The organism is Delftia tsuruhatensis NBRC 16741, from assembly GCF_001571325.1.
GTDB lineage: Bacteria > Pseudomonadota > Gammaproteobacteria > Burkholderiales > Burkholderiaceae_C > Comamonas > Comamonas tsuruhatensis.
Genome location: NZ_BCTO01000037.1, coordinates 25,687 through 42,610, shown reverse-complemented (window position 1 = coordinate 42,610; position 16,924 = coordinate 25,687). Strand labels below are relative to the sequence as shown.

The following is a 16,924-nucleotide window of genomic DNA, read 5'->3' as shown; positions in this document are numbered from 1 at the left end:
CTTGGGGCAGGCCAGGAAATGACCTCGCAACCGGCGTGGCGCAAGGCCTTGCCATGGTGTCGCGGCCAAGGCAGCCGCGCTATCGATGCGAGGGAATCAGGCCTGTGCGGGAGGCCCGCGGGGCGGAAGCGGCGCGCCGACCAGGGCTGCGATATGGGCCGCTGCAAACGGATGCAGGGCTGCCGCCAGAGGATGGGGTTGTGCCACCGCCAGGCTGACGGGAGGCAGAGGCAATGCAGGGGCCAGGCACATCGAGCAATCGAGCGTGTGCTGACCTGGCGCCTGGGCCTGGCCCTCGTCGTCAAGAACCACCATGGTGATGGCTCCGCCGCTGGAGCAGATGAACTCCATGGTCTTGGGGTTCACGAAGGGCGAAGCGCCCGCAACACCCAGCGTCAGCAGGAACCACGCCAGGGCGAGGCGCTTCCAGAATGACGATGTGCGAAGGGTGTGCATAGCCCGCGATTATGGCGGCGATATCGGACCGACAGCAACCTTCTTGCGCAATGGCGGATGCAGATCCGGCCCGGTTGATCTTGGTCAAGGCGCTGCCGCCGCTTGAAGGCGGCGGATGGCAAGGCAGTTTTGCAGGGAACTCACAACAGCTTGCCAGGCAGTTGCCTCGCTCAACGGGCGATGGCCCCCCATAATGCGCACCCATGCAAACCTTGCGCAATTGCCTGATGCTGCCCCGCCTTGCTTTGGCGTGGTTCATGCTGGCATTGGCGATGGCCGTGGCGTCGCCCATCGTGCACCCGCGCTCCCTGGAATTGGTTTGCACGGGCAATGGCAGCATGCAGGTGGTCGTTCTGGATGACGAAGGACAGGCGAGTGCCGGCACGCACCACTCGCTCGACTGTCCTTTGTGCCTGGTGGTCACGCCTCCCTTGTTTCACCCTTCGCCGGAGTTTGAACAGCCGCAGCCGTTGGGATTGGCGGTGCAGCCCGTGGAGTCGGCGCGCATTGCCGCGCTGGTGGGGGCACCGCTTCCGCCCAGAGGTCCGCCGGCGCGCGTGTAAGCCTTGTGCGGCGGGCCCCGATGCCTGCCTCACCTTCGCCGCCGGGCCTTGTGGGGCACGGCAGGTCTCACTTGCACGCAAATCGCTCATGACCCGTTCCATTGGCCCCGCGATGCCCGAAGGCATCGTTCACACTTCTTCGTCCACCTTTTTGCAACGTTCTCGCCAGACCCGGGCCGTGGTGTTGCTCCCCATGGCGTTCGCTTGCTCGGCAAGCTGGGGACAGGCCTCCACAACCCTGGACACCATTACCGTGCGCTCATCCGGCGACAGCGCCCTGGAGCGCCCGCTGGCCACCGGCAGCCGACTGGATCTCAGCGCACGCGATACGCCCGCCAGTGTCGAAGTGATCACGCGCGAGCAACTGCAGGCCAGGGGCGACACTTCGCTGGTCGATGCAATCACCCGCTCCACGGGTATCACCAGCCTGGGGCATCCGGGCAACAGCGGCAGTTCGCTGTCGGCACGGGGCTTCACCGACACCACATCGGTCATGCGCTTGTATGACGGCACTCGCCAATATGGCGGTGTGGGCGTGAGTTTTCCCTTCGACACCTGGTCCGTAGACCGCATCGAAGTGCTGCGTGGACCGGCTTCCGTGATCTATGGCGATGGCGCCATTGGCGGGGTCATCAATGTGATTCCCAAGAAGCCCACGCGCAGTCCGATACGCAACGAGGTCCAGGCCACGGTGGGCACCGACGGAAAACGCGGCCTGGCCTTTGGCAGCGGCGGCGCAATCAATGAGCACTGGTCCTACCGTCTGGATGCCAGTGGCGACCGCTCCGACGGATGGGTTGACCGGGGTGATTCCAGCAGCCGCACCCTCTCCGCAGCCTTGCGATGGGATCCGGTGCAGGACTTCAGCGTGCAACTGTCCCACGCGCTGGGCAGGCAAAAGCCCATGCGCTACTTCGGCACGCCGTTGATCAATGGAGTTCAGGATCCGGCGGTGCGCGAACGCAACTACAACGTGGCCGACAGCCGCATCCAGTACAAGGACCGCTGGACCGAACTGGCGGCGCAATGGACGCCCTCCAGCAACGTGATCGTGCGCAGCAAGCTCTATCACATAGCCAGCGACCGCTACTGGCGCAACGCCGAGTCCTACCTGTACAACGCCTCCACCGGCCTGATCGACCGATCCGGAAACACCGAGATCGCCCATGACCAGACGCAGACCGGCAACACCACGGATGCGACCTTCAGCGGCAGTCTCTTCGGCCGCAAGAACCAGGTGTCCCTGGGCTTCGATGTCAACCACGCGGCATTCCGGCATTCCAACAACACCTATGCGGGCAGCTCCGGTTCGGTGGACCCCTACAACCCCGATCCCGGTCAATACACCAGCTCCATTCCCTTCATTCCCCGCTATCGCAACAAGGCCGAGCAATATGCGCTGTTCGCTGAGGACCGCCTGGAGATGACGGACCGCTGGTCATTGGTGGCAGGTGCGCGGTTTGACCATACAAATCTCTCGCGCCAGGACCTGGTGGCTGGTACGCAGGCCTTCAAGCGCAGCTACTCCAATGCGGGGTGGCGCTTGGGAACGGTCTACCAACTCCACCCCGGCCTGTCACTGTATGCCCAGGCATCCAAGGCGGCGGATCCGGTGAGCGGCCTGCTGATGCTGTCTGCCGCCAACGCCGCTTTCGACGTGTCCACAGGGCGGCAGTTCGAAATCGGCCTCAAGCAATCGTTCTGGGAAGGCAAGGGCGACTGGACGCTGGCCATGTACTCCATCACCAAGAACAATCTGCTCACGCGTGACCCTGCCAACCCCGCGCTGCGCATCCAGGTGGGGCAGAGGTCATCCAAAGGCATGGAGAGCACCCTGTCGATGCAGGTCGCCAAGACGGTCCGGCTGGATGCCAACGTGGCCTTGCTCAAGGCGCGGTACGACGACTTCAGCGAGTCGGTTGGCGGCGTCACCGTGTCCCGCAATGGCAGCGTGCCCACCGACGTGCCTGAACGTGTCGCCAATGTCTGGGTGGGCTGGAACCTCGCTTCGAACTGGACACTGTCAGGAGGGCTGCGCCATGTCGGCAAACGCTATGCCGACAACGCCAATACCTTGAAGCTGGGGGCGTACACCACCTTCGATATGGCACTGCAATGGAAGGCCACTGCAGATACCACGCTGACGCTGCGCGGGTTCAACGTTCTGGACAAGCACTATTTCTCCACGGCCTACTACACCACGACGCAGTGGCTGGTGGGCGAGGGGCGGCGTGCGGAGATCACGTTGCATCACCGCTTCTGAAGGCGTAGCTGGCGACGCGAACCCACCTGATACTCCCCATCGCCCAGCCAGCACACCGCGCTGAGCTGAAAAAGGTCGGTCTCCTTGAATGCCGCACAGGACTTCAGGAGCCGGCCGGTTGTAACGCTTCGAGCACCATCAACGCATCTCCCGCAGCCACAGCCTTTCCAGCTTGGCAATGCACGGCAGCAATCCTGCCTGCCTGACTGGCTACCACCTGGAACTCCATCTTCATCGCTTCCAACACCAAAAGTGGTTGCCCGGCTTCGACCTCTTGGCCTACTTCGACGAGAAACTTCCAAACATTGCCGGATATGTCGGCAGTGACTGTGTTGGCATCCAAAGGGCCTGCGGCAGATTCAGCCGCGCTTTCGCTCGCATCGGCTTTTACGTCGCTTTCCCAGAGTGCCACCTCGTTCGCGTAGGCCTTGTGCTGTTTCTCCCTGAAGGTGTTGATCTCCTGCGCGTTCTGCGCAAGTTGTCTTTCGTACTCAGCCAGGTCAAACACTGCATCTTCTACGCGTGTCTGTGCCCGCCCCGCGCGGAAGTCCACACGGAACTTGTCCAGCTCAGCCTCGCTGACCGGGTAGAAGCGCACCCGGTCGAAGAAGCGCAGAAGCCAGGGGTCAGCGCCGAACTGGCCATTGCTGAGAAATCTGTTCCAGATCGGCACGGTCCGGCCGACGAGCTGGTAGCCGCCGGGCGAGTCCATGCCGTAGATGCACATGTACACGCCACCGATGCCCACCGTGCCCTCGGCCGTGTAGGTGCGCGCGGGGTTGTACTTGGAGGTCAGCAGCCGGTGACGCGGGTCCAGTGGCACCGCGCAGGGGGCGCCCAGGTACACATCCCCCAGTCCCATGACCATGTAGCTGGCGTCGAACACCGTCTTGCGCACATCTTCGCGACTGCCAAGTCCGTTGATGCGTTGAATGAAGTCCACGTTGTTGGGCAGCCAGGGTGCTTCGGATTTCACCGTTTCACGATAGCGTTGCACTGCGCCCAGGGTGGCCGAGTCCTCGAAGGCCATGGGCAGGTGCACGATGCGGCTGGGCACCTTGATGCCTTCCACGTCTGGAAGCTGTTTTTCCAGCGCGATCAGCTTGCCGATCAGTTCGGACTGCGCGATCACCCGGCTGTCGTAGTGGATCTGCACCGAACGCACGCCCGGCGAGAGTTCCTGCACGCCGTCGACCCTGGCGGCCTTGAGCGCCTCCATCAACAGGTGGATACGCAGCCGCAGACGCAAGTCCAGCACGTTCGGGCCGTATTCCAACAGGATGTACTTGTCGCCAGCCTGGCGATAGGCCACGGCGGGGCGGCTGCCCTCGGCGGGCAATTCGGCCAAGACGCATTGCGAAGCCGTGGCCAGTGCAGTGGACAGGCTCTGAGCGGGTCGCTCGGTCTGCGGGCGCAGCAGGCGAATGGCCTCGTCCTGCGCCTTCTCCAGCGCCAGTGCCTCCTCGAAGCCTATGCGCCGGAAGCGAATCGTGTCGCCCGGCTTCACCTGTCCCACTTTCCACAGTTCCGCTTTGACGATGGTCGCTGCGCAGACGAAGCCACCCAGGCTCGGACCGTCGCAGGTCAGGATCACCGGCGTGTCGCCCGTGAAGTTGATGCTGCCGATGGCGTACACGCAGTCATGCACGTTCGACGGGTGCAGTCCCGCCTCACCGCCGTCGCTGCGTGTCCATTCAGGTTTCGGCCCGATCAGGCGCACACCCAGCCGGTTGGAGTTGTAGTGAACCTGATAGTCGGTGGCGAAGAAGGCCGCCATGCTGTCTTCTGTGAAGAAGTCCGGCGCGCCATGCGGGCCGTAGAGCACAGCGATGTCCCAGTGCTTGCCATAGGCTGGCACCAGTTCATGGGGAGGCGTCGCCGGCACATAGGCGGGGGCTGGCGTGCTGCAGGCGGCCAGGTCGGGCCGGCTGACGGGCAGCACGTCGCCCACGCGCAGCGTTCGTCCTGCGTGGCCGCCGAACTGGCCGAGCACGAAGGTGGATTTGCTGCCCAGGTAGTCGGGCACGTCGATGCCGCGCCGGATGGCCACGTAGCTGCGGCACCCGCTGGTGGCCTTGCCGATGCGAAGCACTTGGTTTGCGCGGACGGCGATGGGCTTCCACCAGGGCAGCGGGTCGCCGTTGTCGAGCGTCGCGAGGGCTGGCGCACCGGTGAGTGCAATCACCGCGTTGCCGTGGAACTTGAGCGTCGGACCCTGGAGCGTGCATTCCAGTCCGGCCGCGCTTTCGTGGTTGCCGACGATGCGGTTGGCCAGGCGGAAGGCATAGTCGTCCATCGGCCCGGACGGCGGCACGCCGATGTCCCAGTAGCCGGTGCGTCCCGGGTAGTCCTGGACCGTGGTGTAGGTGCCAGATTCCAGCACCTCGACCACGGGCGAGACGTATTCGTAGCGGTCCAGCAATCGCGTGGACACAGTGCCGGTGACGAACTCCTGGCTCTGCAAAATGCTGCGCAGGTAGTCCAGGTTGGTGGCGCTGCCGTGCAGGCGCGTCAACTCAAGGGCCATCAGCAGCTTGTGGCGCGCTTCCTCTCGGTCAGCGCCGTAGGCGATGACCTTGGCGATCATCGGGTCGTAGTTCGCCGACACCTCGGTGCCGGTCTGCACCCAGGTGTCCACACGCACGCCTTCGGGAAACTGCACGTCGGTCAGCACACCGGGCGCGGGCTGAAAGCCACGCACGGGATTCTCGGCATAGACGCGCACTTCCATGGCGGCACCCTTGGGTTCAGGCAGGTCGTCGAAGGATGGAGGCTCACCAGCGGCGATGCGAACCATCCACTCCACCAGGTCCAGCCCCGTCACCTCCTCGGTGATCGGATGCTCGACCTGCAGCCGGGTGTTCACCTCCAGGAAGTAGAAGGCATCGCGCGCGCCGTCGTAGATGAATTCCACCGTGCCGGCCGAGACGTAGCACACGGCCTCGCCCAGCTTCACGGCAGCGGCCAGCAGCGCCTTGCGCGTGGCTGGCGGCAGGTGCGGTGCCGGGGTTTCCTCGACCACCTTCTGGTTGCGCCGCTGCAGCGAGCAATCGCGCTCTCCCAACGCCACGACGCGGCCTTGGCCGTTGCCGAAAATCTGTACTTCGACATGGCGCGCATCGGCGATGAAGCGCTCGATGAACACACCGCTGTCCTTGAAGAAGTTCTGGCCGAGGCGTTGCACCGAATCGTAGGCCGCGATCAGCTCGGCCTCGTTGTCGCAGCGCGAGAGGCCGATGCCGCCGCCGCCCGCCGTGCTCTTGAGCATCACCGGATAGCCGATGTGCTGTGCAGCTGACTTGGCGTCCTCCAGACTTTGCAGCAGGCCGGTGCCTGGTGTGAGCGGCACGCCCGCCGCCTCGGCGATCTCGCGCGAGGTGTGCTTCAGGCCGAAGCGCCGCACCTGGTCCGGTGTCGGGCCAACGAAGACGATGCCCGCTGCCGCACACTGCTCGGCGAACTCGGTGTTCTCGGACAGGAAGCCATAGCCGGGGATCACCGCCTCGGCCCTCGTTTCTCTGGCGATCTCCAGGATGCGGTCGCCGCGCAGGTAGGTTTCCGCCGGGCTGCTGCCGCCATCGCTGTTCAAGGGCACGGCCACGTCGGCCGCTGCCACGTGCAGGCTGTCGCGGTCGGCGTCCGAATAGATGGCCACCGAGCGCACGCCCATCTTCTTGAGGGTGCGGGCGATGCGTACCGCGACTTCTCCACGGTTGGCAATGAGTACGGTCTTGAACATGGGCGGACTCCAGGCAATGCAGCGGCCTGGCCTGTCGCGCAGGCCGCTCGAAAAGTAGATGGTCAAAGGGGAGGGCGGGGTTACTTGCGAGCCATGTAGGCGCGCCAGCCTCCGAGCGACGTAATGTCTTCGGCCCCTTGCGTGGCCCACGCTTCGCAGACGAAGCCCTGCACCGTGCGACCGTCGATCAGTTCCAGCGTGCCGATGCCCAATGGCGAAGGGATCAATGCCACGAAGGAGCCGTAGCGCTCCACCGGTATCGCCCACAGTTCCACGGCGATGGGTGCGCCATCACCCGTGCGAACCAGGCCGGGCTTGGGAGGCACGGTGCCGGGCAGCGCGTAGAAGCGGTACGCGGCCGAGGTGTGGGTGCTTTCCAGTAGCGTGGCGCCGCGCTCGATGAGCTGGCCGTTGAGCGGCATGCCTGACAAATGGGCACCCACCACAGCGACGACGACCTGTCCGTCCAGATTGGTTGATGCAGGTGCGTCGATGGGCGGCAGGTCCTGCTGCGAGGCGCCACGTTTCCAGGGGGCGGCCGCCTGCCAGCGTCGGCCGAACTCGACCAACCGTGCCTCATGCCAGCCGGGCGAGATCAGAGTGATTCCGGCGGGCAGCCCGTCGGCACGCATGCCAGCGGGCAGCGCGATGGCGCTCCAGTCGAGCAGGTTGACGAAGTTCGTGTAGATGCCCATGCGCGAGTTCAGCGTGACTGGATCGGCCTGCAACTGCTCAATGGTGTAGATACTGGGTGCCGTGGGCACGAGCAGGCCGTCCAGCCCCTGCATCAGCGCCTCTGCCTTGCGTGCCAGCGCCATCCGGCGGTACTCGGCCTTGTAGGTGTCCACGGCGCTGAAGTTCTTCGCCTTGTCCACAATGCTGCGCACGACGGGGTGCACGACCTCGGGCCTGGTGTTCATGAGGTCCTCGATGGCCGCGTAGCGCTCACCGACCCATGGGCCTTCGTACAGCAGCGCGGCGACCTCGAAAAGCGGGGCGAAGTCGATGGGCCGCAGTTCCACGCCGATGGCTTCCAGCCGGCGCAGCGCATCGCTGTACACGCGCTCGGCATTCGCATCGCCGAACCAGTCGGGCGATGCCGGAATGCCCAGCACCGGCTTGGCAGGCCATGCAGCGGGACGAGCAGGGGCGCTGCGCGAGTACGCATCGGTGGCGTCGAAGCCGCCCATGGTGCGCAGCGCCGCATCGGCATCGCCGACGCTCAGTGCCATCACCGTGATGCAGTCCAGCGTGCGGCAGGCCGGCACGAGACCGGTGTTGCTCACCAGGCCACGTGTCGGTTTCAAGCCCACGAGGTTGTTGTGACCAGCAGGCACGCGGCCGGAGCCGGCCGTGTCGGTGCCCAATGCGAATGGCACCAGGCCGCGCGCCACTACCGAAGCAGAGCCCGAGCTGGAGCCCCCGCTGATGAATTCGGGCTTGAATGCGTTGGGCACGGGGCCATAAGGGGAGCGCGTGCCCACCAGGCCGGTAGCGAACTGGTCGAGGTTGGTTTTTCCGATGGCCACGGCGCCTGCCGCCTCCAACCGGTCGACAACCGTTGCATTGTGGGCTGGCAGGAATGCGAACTCGGGGCAGGCGCAGGTCGTTGCCAGCCCTGCCACGTCGATGTTGTCCTTGACGGCAAACGGTATGCCGTAAAGCGGGAGTTTGGACAAGTCTCCACCAACCGCTTCCCGTTGCTGCCCAAGCTGAACCAGCCGTGTGTGCAGGCCGTCCATGGACAAACGGGAAATCCAGGCGGTATCACCGTCCTTCAGACTGGCTAGCAGAGGCACCAGAAGATCTGAGGGCGCGGCGCCACGTTGGTAGGCAGATTGCCAGTCGGAGATAGTCCAGAACGCTGTATTGGTCATGTTTGATCGGTAGGTAGAGCGATGTGGAGGCCACCAGCTTGATCACAAGCGGAGAGGGTTTGCGACGCTTGTCCGCATGGGTGGCTTCCTGTTGCAGCCCAGTATTACGAAATCAAAAAACTTCATACATACGTCAAACAGCGTATGGGCCGGTGACGCTGCGCTGATACGGGATGCATGGCCGAAGGTGTCGCGCTGAGCCCAAACGCAAAAAAGCCCCCTCGGCTGCCATCACGGCGCCGAGGGGGCTTTGTCGTTCTGAAGGCTGATTCTTCCCAAGTTCTTCCCAGGGGACCTGAGAAAAGTCGCGCTTCAGAGGGGAAAGACTGGCCCCCGGAGGGGCTCGAATTGATCGATTGTTTCTAGGGAAAAATCTACGGAAAAAACAGTTTAGAGAAAAAGTACCAACATAAATACCAACAAAAATGAAAGCAGCTTTCCTGTCTGTCTGCTGGCTGTACCTGGCCATTGTGCTGGTCCTCTACATTCGCAAGATCGTGGGCCGGTCTATGAAGGCAGCGCTGGGCAGAGAGCTGGCGCTCGAGGCCTTGTTGATGGCGGTCTGGTGACGCAAACCTCGGCCGCACTTCTTGCCCTCTTGGGGCCAGGGCGGCCCTTGTGAAAGCGACGTCTTTAAGCGCCTCTGAGTCGCCCGTAACCTTGAGTGGAGCATGAGCCGGCGCGACAGCTGCAGGGGCAATGCCGTTGCCTAGCCATTCTTCAATAACATGAAAAAAGTGCGCATCCAAGCACCTTGACTTGAGGTTGTAGCCTTTCTAGCAGAGCGAGGGCAGTCCAGGCAGCGATGACAGGCAGTCAGAACCTAAGTGAGCTTCCCGCTGCTCCCATTCGCGGTTTCTGCAAGTGCCAGGCACGCAGCCTTCAAGCGAACTCCCAGGAGGCCTAAAGAGGCTGCGTCCTGGTTACTCCAGTGGGCCATCACAATCGCACCTTCCGTCAAGCAGGAGATCAGCGTGGCTGTCGTGTGCGCTTCGGCCTCCGTCAAGTTCGGGTTGATTCTGCGCAGGATCGGGGCCAAAGCCTGGATGTATTCCGCGTAGATTTGCTTGAGCCAGTCCGCAACGATGGGACGGTGGCGGCCCATCGCCCACACTTCGAAGTAGAGGTTTCGCACGTTGACGTCGCGAACAAATGTCCAGGCGTCGTCGAGGAAAACTTTCAGGTCATCTGTTGGGGACTCGTACTGGCCTTCCGCCAACTGCCTGGAGTACCGCATGAATTCCTCGGTCGAGGAAGTGATCGTTGCAAGAATGAGCGATTCCAGATCGCCGAAATGATGCTGAACGGTGTTGAGCCGAACGCCTGCTGCTGAAGCCACTTTGCGCAACGAGAAATCTGCATAGCCTTGTGCCAGGACCTCTTTCGACGCCTTCAGGATATCCGCACGCCTACGTTCGGACTGTACGGCTCGCACGCCCGGCGCGCCTGTTTCGGAGGCAGCGGACGGGGCGTTTTCGTTTTTGGGTTTTGTCATGGCATGGATTGAAGTCTGTCGGATCTCTGGTGATTATGGAGACGCTTCGATAGCGCCCACCTCCTGTCTGATTTAAGGTTTCAAGCCCCGCATGGTCTGCATGCGGGGCTTGAAACGAGCGCTTTTTGCCGAGCAGAGTTGGCTTCAGTTTGTGCTTGTGGCGAACCCCGCCGACACGCCTGGCAAGCGGGACGTCAAGAAGCGTGCAAGTGATGTTTGTCCTGTGTCAGAGCTTGAGGTGGTCGCCCAGTTCGCTGTAGTTGACCTGCCAGAGGCCGGGCGATCCGATAGGGTACTGCGAGCGGAACCCGAGCAGGCGCTGGACGCGCGGCGACAACTGCCGAACGATGTCCATGCTGACCAGGAAGGGGTAGGCCTCTTCGCCGGTGAGAAAGCCTGGGTTGAAGGCGAAGGCAACGCCTCGGCGGTACTGGTCGGTGGTCAGGTTGGCGCCACCGCCATGGGCGGTTTTGCCGCTGAACAGGAGGACATCTCCTGCATTCATTTCGGCCGGGATGGTCTGCTCCGGCGTACCGCGATCTTCGAAATTTTCCCAGTGGTTGCTGCCGGGGATGACGCGGGTGGCGCCGTTCTTCTCTGTGTAGTCGGTGAAGGCGATCATGAAATTCATGGCGGCCTCGGGGCCCTTGGGGCCCATGCCGATGAACGGATACCAGTTCTCGAGGTCGCGGTGCAGCATCTGGGCCTTGTTGCCAGGGCCGATCTCGATCACCTGCGCGGTGGTCATCCAGTACGAGCCCGATTCCTCGAGGAAGATCGCATCGAGCAGGTTGTGCACCAGGTCGCGGTCGAGGATTTCCTCGCGGAAGGTCTTGCTGTGCGTGACCAGATTTGTCAGGCGCTTGGTGTTTGCGCCGTGAAACTCGGCAATCAACTCGATTTCGTGCGTCGATCCCGGCGCGAGGGCGTCCATCGGTCCCTGGATCTCGGCATTGAAGCTGTCGATCTGTGACTGGGTAAGGAAGTTCTTGATGATGACGCCGCCGTCTTCCTTGAGGATCCGGAGGATCTCGGCGATGGGCGTCGAGGTCGTGGCGGTGCGCAATGCGCTGATTGTCGGGGTCATGAAGCGTCTCCTTTGTGCCGGCTGGTATTGATTAACTTGATTGGTCATGTGACCTATCTTCTGAAATGATGGGATACATCGCACCGCGCTGTCAAGGGTGGCCACACCCCCTTGAGGCATGTGGTGGACCTGCTCCGGTGCCGGGCACAACGGACGTCCCACCCATCAGCGGGAAGGGCCGCCGCGTCTTCCTTGTCGGCATGTTTTCTCCAACGGCCGAGGCGGCTCGGATCGATGGAGACGCCCGTTTGCACGTCAGCTTCGCCTCGCATGAAATTGTCAGCAAGGGTTTCCCTGGCCTGTGTTCGTTACAGCTTCTCGAGAGAGAAAAACGGTGATTTCACCTTGACCGTGCTTGGACAGGCAGGCCTGCGAGGAGCCACCTGTCGATCCATTTTTTCCTGCCGTGGGTGATCCGGGTCGATCCCCGCGCTGTTCTCGATGGGATCTCCCTGACCCGGGAAAAGCTTGGGCGCGCGCCGTCTCATCCACCTACTTTTCCGCAGCGGCACCAGCATGAATCTGGACGCCCACGCTCCCTGCCGTTCGCTTGTGGGGGGTAGTTTCACTAACCGCATTTCCCCTATGTTGTTTATGTGGTCATGTGACCAATAATTTATTCACTTTGCTTGCGCAGATGCGCCGAAGAGAGCGTGAGTGGACGCGCAGATGGCGTGTTCGATGACTGAGACCTCCGTACAACCACACATCACAGGAGTAGTTCACGTGACCCCAGCAACACGATTCGTGGTGGCTGCGATTGGCGCCTTGGCAGCGGCGGGCGCTCCAGCCGCCGAGAGCCAGGACTGGCCGCTGCTCGGCCGCAATGCGGACATGCAGCACAACAGCCCCTTGCAAGCGATCAACGACAAGAACGTGGCGAACCTTGGCCTGGCCTGGTCGGCCGAGATGCCGACGAAGGACGGCATGGTCGGCAATCCGCTGGTGGTCGATGGGGTCGTCTATCAGAGCGCACCTCGCACGCAGGTGTTCGCGAACGACCTGAAGACGGGCAAGCTGCTCTGGAAGTTCGAAGCCCCAGTCAAGATGCCTGACGAAACGGGTGTTCCGCGTTGGGCATACAACGTGAACCGGGGCGTCGCGGTTAGCGGCGACCATGTCTTCTACGCCTCGGCGGACTGCAGGCTTTATGCGATCAACCGCAAGTCGGGCGCGCTCGCCTGGTCGGTGGAGGCCTGCGACGCCTCTCAGGAGACGGGCTGGTATGCGATGACCATGGCGCCGCGCATAGGCGGTGGCATGGTTTTCGTCGGCAACGCTTGCGGCGACAGCGGCATCGGCCGCGGCCACGTCGATGCTTTCGACGAGAAAACGGGCAAGCCGGTCTGGCGCTTCTACACCGTGCCGGACGATCCGGCGAAGGGCAAGCAGAAGACGCCCGAGCTCGAAAGGGCCGTGAAGACCTGGGGGAAGGACTGGCACTCCAAAACCAACGGCTGCGGCAGCGTCTGGGACGGCATGACCTACGACGCCAAGCTCCATCAGCTCTACATCGCCGTCGATGGCCCGGCGCCCTGGATCCCCACGCTGCGGGGCAAGGGGGCGGGCGACGAGCTCTACACGAACTCGGTCGTCGCGCTCGACGCGAGCACCGGCAAATACCTCTGGCACTACAAGCAAACGCCGAACGACGGCTGGAACTATTCGCCCAATGCCCCTTTGATGCTGGCCGAACTGCCCATCGGTGGCAGTTCGCGGCGCGTGGTGATGACGGCCCCGAAGAACGGCTTCTTCTATGTGCTTGATGCGAAGACGGGCAAGTTCATCTCGGCCAACAACATCGTCCCGGTCAACTGGGCAAGCGGCATCGATCCCAAGACCGGGCGCCCGATCTTCAAGGCCGAGGCACGCTACTGGGAAAAGAAGGATGGCAAGGCCGTGATCATTCCTTCGACGTCAGGGGCTCACAACTGGCATGCGATGGCCTACAACGAGCAGACCGGACTGGTCTATCTCGGCGCTGCCGTGGTGCCATCCCTGGCGGAAATGAAGCCGGACATGATCGGAGGTCTGGTCACGCACGATTATTTCGGCTACGAGGCCGCGAATGCGAAATACCGTCCTTATGGCGAGCTGATTGCCTGGGATCCTGTTGCCCAGAAGGCCCGTTGGCGGGTTCGGCGCGACATCCCGTACAGCGGCGGCACGCTGACCACGGCGGGCAATCTGGTGTTCCAAGGAACGGGCGACGGCAAGTTCGAGGCCTTTGCGGCAGACACCGGCAAGCGTCTGTGGTCGTTCGACACGGGAGGTGTGGGCATGGCAGCGCCCACGACTGTCTCGCAAGATGGCGAACAGATTGTCCTCATGCCGATCGGTAACGGCGGCGCGGCGTCCATCGGACAGATCCTGACGCGCGTCGCATCGACTGCACAAACCCGTGCATCGCCTTCCCGCCTTCTGGCATTCAAGCTGGGAGGGACCGCGACGCTTGTCAAGGCTGAACCCCAAGTGGTTCCCGAACCTCCTCTTCCGCGGCCTGCGAACAAGGCGCAAATCCACGCCGGGGCGATTCTGTGGGAGGGCAAGGGGTGCGTGTACTGCCACGGCCATGAAGCTGGCAGTGCCAACGGCAACGTGAAAGACCTGAGATTCAGTTCGGCTGAAACGCACGGACTGTTCGCCGGCATCGTCATCGGCGGCCTGCGCAAAGAGCAGGGCATGCCGGTATTCCAGGACATCACGATCGAAGAGGTCAACGCGTTGCATGCGTATGTGCTCGACCGTGCCTGGGCCGGGTACCTCGATGCCGGCAAGTCGAAGCCCTGAACCGCACAGATCGAGGAGGCGAGCCATGATGACGGTACGCGAACGATTCCCCAGGCTTTTTGCCGCTGCGTTGCTCTGGCTGGCATGTGCGGGTTATGTGTTTTTTGGAGGTATGCCCGCCTTTGTCGTCCAGATGGCCGCGGACTGGCACTACACGGCGACGCAACAGGGCGTGATCGCCATGGCCGAGGTGGTCGGCAATGCCATCGGCTCCCTGCTGCTCGTCTACGTGATCCACAGCCGAACGGCGCGCTTCACCTTGGCCTGCGGCTTGCTGATGCAGCTTGCGGGCAATGCGGCGATGTATGGCGACCCCGCGTTCTGGCTCGCCTGCTGCGAGCGGGTATTCGCAGGCATTGGCGGCGGCATCGTCTTCGGCACGGCCATTCGCTACGTGTCGTTGAACCCGCGCGCCGACACCTTGCTGCCGCTGATGGTGGTTTGCCAGTATCTCGGCATGACCTTGTTGACCTCGGTCATCGTGCCGGGGCTGGGTTCGATCGGCGCTTCGCTCATCTACTGCGCGGCGACGGCGGGCGTCTCTTTGTTCGTGCTGTTCTTCTTCATGGATGGATGCAGGGTGGTCGGGGAGTCGCCAGATGGCGAGCTTCCCGCAGTGAACGCCGGCGCCGCGTGGCTGGTGCTTGCATCCATCTTTCTGGTGTCGGCCTGCGCCGGCCTGGCATGGACCTTTCTGGAAGCCGTGGGCCTTGCTTCGGGTCTTGCGCCAGACCAGGTTCACAAAGCCATTGGCGCGTCTGCCGTGCCCACCGTACTGGTCTGCCTGTGCATGCCGGCACTGCTTCGTCGCGGCTGGGCCTTGTCGTCAGGGACGGTACTTCTGAGCGTCTGCGCGGCGGGTGCGCTGCTGCTGGCCACACCTTTGACCCCATGGACGTTTGTCGTCGGTGCAACGGCGTTCACCGGCGCCTGGATGGCTAGCGGGGTGGCGCAGTACGCAATGCTGCCGGGGTTCGACCCTGTGGGCCGGCATATCGCGCTGATCCCTGCCTGCGTCGGCATCGGTTCTGCGGTCGGATCGCTGGTGGGAGGAGGGCTGATCGACTCCTCTTCCGCCTTCGGTGTGGCGTACGACATCTCCGCGATCTTCGCCGTGCTGGCCATCGTCTCGATGCTGGCGGCCCACCGGTGGGGCGCACAACGAAGTGTCATTGGCGAGGCCCCGCTTCGCGATTCAACGAACTGACGCAACAGCGCAGCCCTGCGTTTCATCCCTGCTCGAAAGGACCCTCAGCATGAACCCCATGAACTGTCACCGCGCGGTTGCCATTGCCGCGGCCATGTCGATGTCGTTTGCCTACGCGGACGATGCCGGCAAGTTGGGCACAACCCTGTCGCCCTCGGGCGCTGAAAAAAGCGCCTCTGCCGACGGTGCTGTGCCGGTCTGGTCTCAGCCGGAGCCTCAGGGGGCAGGCTGGACATTCGGCAAGCGGCGCATCGAATTCTTCAAATACAAAGACGACAAGCCCCTGTATGCCATTGATGCGGGCAACGTTGACAAGTACGCCGACAAGCTGGCGCCGGGCCAGGTCGAACTGATCAAGTCCACAAAGGGCTTCCGCATGGACGTGTACCCCAGCCGAAGGACCTGTGGCACGCCGGACTTTGTGGCGGAGAACACCAGGAAGAACGTCGGCTTCGCCAGGATGGCGAGCGACGGGGTTTCCTTGGAAGAGGCCCATGTTCCGGGATTCCCTTTTCCGATGCCGGGCAATGGCGCGGAGGCCATGTGGAATATGAAGCTGCGCTACCGCGGGCTGGCGTCGGGCATGCGCAATTCCCAGACCATCGTCTCTCCACGCAAGGGCAGCGACGAATGGATCAAGGCGGCAAACGACATCACGGTGTTCGTCCCCTGGGGCGTCAAAGGCAGCACGCTGTTTTCGAAGGTGGACCGCATGGAGGCGGCGGTCTACTTCGCCTACAACGCACCGGCGGCGCTTGCCGGGCAGGCCGCGGTGGTGACCACCATCGCAGGCAAGCCCCAGGAGGCGCACTACTACTTCCCCGGCCAGCGCCGCGTGCGGCGCATGCCCACCTATTCCTATGACTCGCCCCAGATCGGCATGGACAACCAGGTCACGGTCGACGAGTCGTACGTATACAGCGGACCGATGGACCGCTTCGACTGGAAGCTCGTCGGCAAGAAGGAACTGATCGTCCCCTACAACGCCCTGGGCATCTTCGACTTCACGGCCAAGGCGGACGACGTGCTGCTGCGCGATGCGCCTGCGCCGGCCGTTCGTCGCTATGAGACACATCGCGTCTGGATCGTGGAGGCCACCGTCAAGCAAGGTGTGCGCCATCTGGCACCCAAGCGCACGTTCTACCTCGACGAGGACAGCTGGGCGCCATTGCTGGCGGTGGACCAGGATGCGCAGGGCAAGGTCTGGAAGGTGCGCGAGGGCTACGCGATGCCTGTCTACGAGACAGGCACATGCGACGTCGCGGCGTACTCCCAATACAACCTGGCGGACCAGCGCTACTTCCTGGACTACACCTCGCTTGGGGCAGGCAGTGACATCCAGTACTACACCGAGGCTGCGGGCAACCCGCGCCTGAAGCGCGACTTCTACACCTCGGACAACCTCCGTGCCATCAGCGAACGCTGAGCAGGCGACAACACGCCGCGC

At 63.1% G+C, this 16,924-nt stretch carries 11 protein-coding genes; 6 read left to right on the top strand and 5 right to left on the bottom strand.

The window, feature by feature from the left end:
• Positions 1–96: 96 nt before the first annotated feature.
• Positions 97–456 carry a hypothetical protein gene (locus DTS01S_RS18615; RefSeq protein WP_016445422.1) on the bottom strand — a complete coding sequence of 120 codons (360 nt, stop codon included), beginning with the start codon at positions 454–456 and terminating at the stop codon, positions 97–99.
• Between the two features lie 203 nt (positions 457–659).
• Here DTS01S_RS18615 and DTS01S_RS18610 point away from each other — a divergent pair, with 203 nt between their 5' ends.
• On the top strand, positions 660–1,019 hold the full coding sequence (locus DTS01S_RS18610) for a DUF2946 family protein (protein ID WP_026062268.1): 360 nt from the start codon (positions 660–662) through the stop codon (positions 1,017–1,019).
• 88 nt (positions 1,020–1,107) lie between these two features.
• Complete coding sequence (locus DTS01S_RS18605) at positions 1,108–3,282, top strand: TonB-dependent receptor (protein WP_026062269.1); 2,175 nt, start codon at positions 1,108–1,110, stop codon at positions 3,280–3,282.
• A gap of 103 nt (positions 3,283–3,385) precedes the next feature.
• Here DTS01S_RS18605 and uca read toward each other — a convergent pair whose 3' ends face one another.
• Positions 3,386–7,021, bottom strand: a complete 3,636-nt coding sequence (uca, locus tag DTS01S_RS18600; RefSeq protein ID WP_026062270.1) for an urea carboxylase — start codon at positions 7,019–7,021, stop codon at positions 3,386–3,388.
• A gap of 80 nt (positions 7,022–7,101) precedes the next feature.
• A complete protein-coding gene (atzF, locus tag DTS01S_RS18595) occupies positions 7,102–8,898 on the bottom strand; it encodes an allophanate hydrolase (RefSeq protein ID WP_026062271.1) in 1,797 nt (598 codons plus the stop codon).
• A gap of 425 nt (positions 8,899–9,323) precedes the next feature.
• Here atzF and DTS01S_RS30545 point away from each other — a divergent pair, with 425 nt between their 5' ends.
• Positions 9,324–9,467 carry a hypothetical protein gene (locus DTS01S_RS30545; protein WP_017404973.1) on the top strand — a complete coding sequence of 48 codons (144 nt, stop codon included), beginning with the start codon at positions 9,324–9,326 and terminating at the stop codon, positions 9,465–9,467.
• A gap of 254 nt (positions 9,468–9,721) precedes the next feature.
• Here the strand turns inward: DTS01S_RS30545 and DTS01S_RS29770 are convergent, their stop codons facing one another.
• Both DTS01S_RS29770 and DTS01S_RS18585 read right to left on the bottom strand, forming a co-directional pair.
• Positions 9,722–10,393 carry a TetR/AcrR family transcriptional regulator gene (locus DTS01S_RS29770; protein WP_080649903.1) on the bottom strand — a complete coding sequence of 224 codons (672 nt, stop codon included), beginning with the start codon at positions 10,391–10,393 and terminating at the stop codon, positions 9,722–9,724.
• A 226-nt stretch (positions 10,394–10,619) separates the two neighbouring features.
• The gene (locus tag DTS01S_RS18585) at positions 10,620–11,480 is read right to left on the bottom strand and encodes a phytanoyl-CoA dioxygenase family protein (RefSeq protein WP_016445427.1); all 861 of its coding nucleotides are present in this window, start codon (positions 11,478–11,480) and stop codon (positions 10,620–10,622) included.
• A gap of 726 nt (positions 11,481–12,206) precedes the next feature.
• Between DTS01S_RS18585 and DTS01S_RS18580 the strand changes: the two genes are divergently transcribed.
• Genes DTS01S_RS18580 through DTS01S_RS18570 form a run of 3 tightly spaced genes read left to right on the top strand, consistent with a single transcriptional unit; the run spans position 12,207 to position 16,903 of the window.
• Positions 12,207–14,270, top strand: a complete 2,064-nt coding sequence (locus tag DTS01S_RS18580) for an outer membrane protein assembly factor BamB family protein (RefSeq protein WP_016445428.1) — start codon at positions 12,207–12,209, stop codon at positions 14,268–14,270.
• A gap of 25 nt (positions 14,271–14,295) precedes the next feature.
• The gene (locus tag DTS01S_RS18575; protein WP_061288305.1) at positions 14,296–15,477 is read left to right on the top strand and encodes a YbfB/YjiJ family MFS transporter; all 1,182 of its coding nucleotides are present in this window, start codon (positions 14,296–14,298) and stop codon (positions 15,475–15,477) included.
• Between the two features lie 49 nt (positions 15,478–15,526).
• Positions 15,527–16,903: a DUF1329 domain-containing protein gene (locus DTS01S_RS18570; protein ID WP_016445430.1), complete on the top strand. Its 1,377-nt coding sequence runs from the start codon at positions 15,527–15,529 to the stop codon at positions 16,901–16,903.
• The last annotated feature ends 21 nt before the right edge of the window (positions 16,904–16,924 follow it).

Coding starts and splice junctions, on each gene's coding strand:
- DTS01S_RS18615 (WP_016445422.1), bottom strand. CDS start 456: ATGCACACCCTTCGCACATCGTCATTCTGGAAGCGCCTCGCCCTGGCG.
- DTS01S_RS18610 (WP_026062268.1), top strand. CDS start 660: ATGCAAACCTTGCGCAATTGCCTGATGCTGCCCCGCCTTGCTTTGGCG.
- DTS01S_RS18605 (WP_026062269.1), top strand. CDS start 1,108: ATGACCCGTTCCATTGGCCCCGCGATGCCCGAAGGCATCGTTCACACT.
- uca (WP_026062270.1), bottom strand. CDS start 7,021: ATGTTCAAGACCGTACTCATTGCCAACCGTGGAGAAGTCGCGGTACGC.
- atzF (WP_026062271.1), bottom strand. CDS start 8,898: ATGACCAATACAGCGTTCTGGACTATCTCCGACTGGCAATCTGCCTAC.
- DTS01S_RS30545 (WP_017404973.1), top strand. CDS start 9,324: ATGAAAGCAGCTTTCCTGTCTGTCTGCTGGCTGTACCTGGCCATTGTG.
- DTS01S_RS29770 (WP_080649903.1), bottom strand. CDS start 10,393: ATGACAAAACCCAAAAACGAAAACGCCCCGTCCGCTGCCTCCGAAACA.
- DTS01S_RS18585 (WP_016445427.1), bottom strand. CDS start 11,480: ATGACCCCGACAATCAGCGCATTGCGCACCGCCACGACCTCGACGCCC.
- DTS01S_RS18575 (WP_061288305.1), top strand. CDS start 14,296: ATGATGACGGTACGCGAACGATTCCCCAGGCTTTTTGCCGCTGCGTTG.
- DTS01S_RS18570 (WP_016445430.1), top strand. CDS start 15,527: ATGAACCCCATGAACTGTCACCGCGCGGTTGCCATTGCCGCGGCCATG.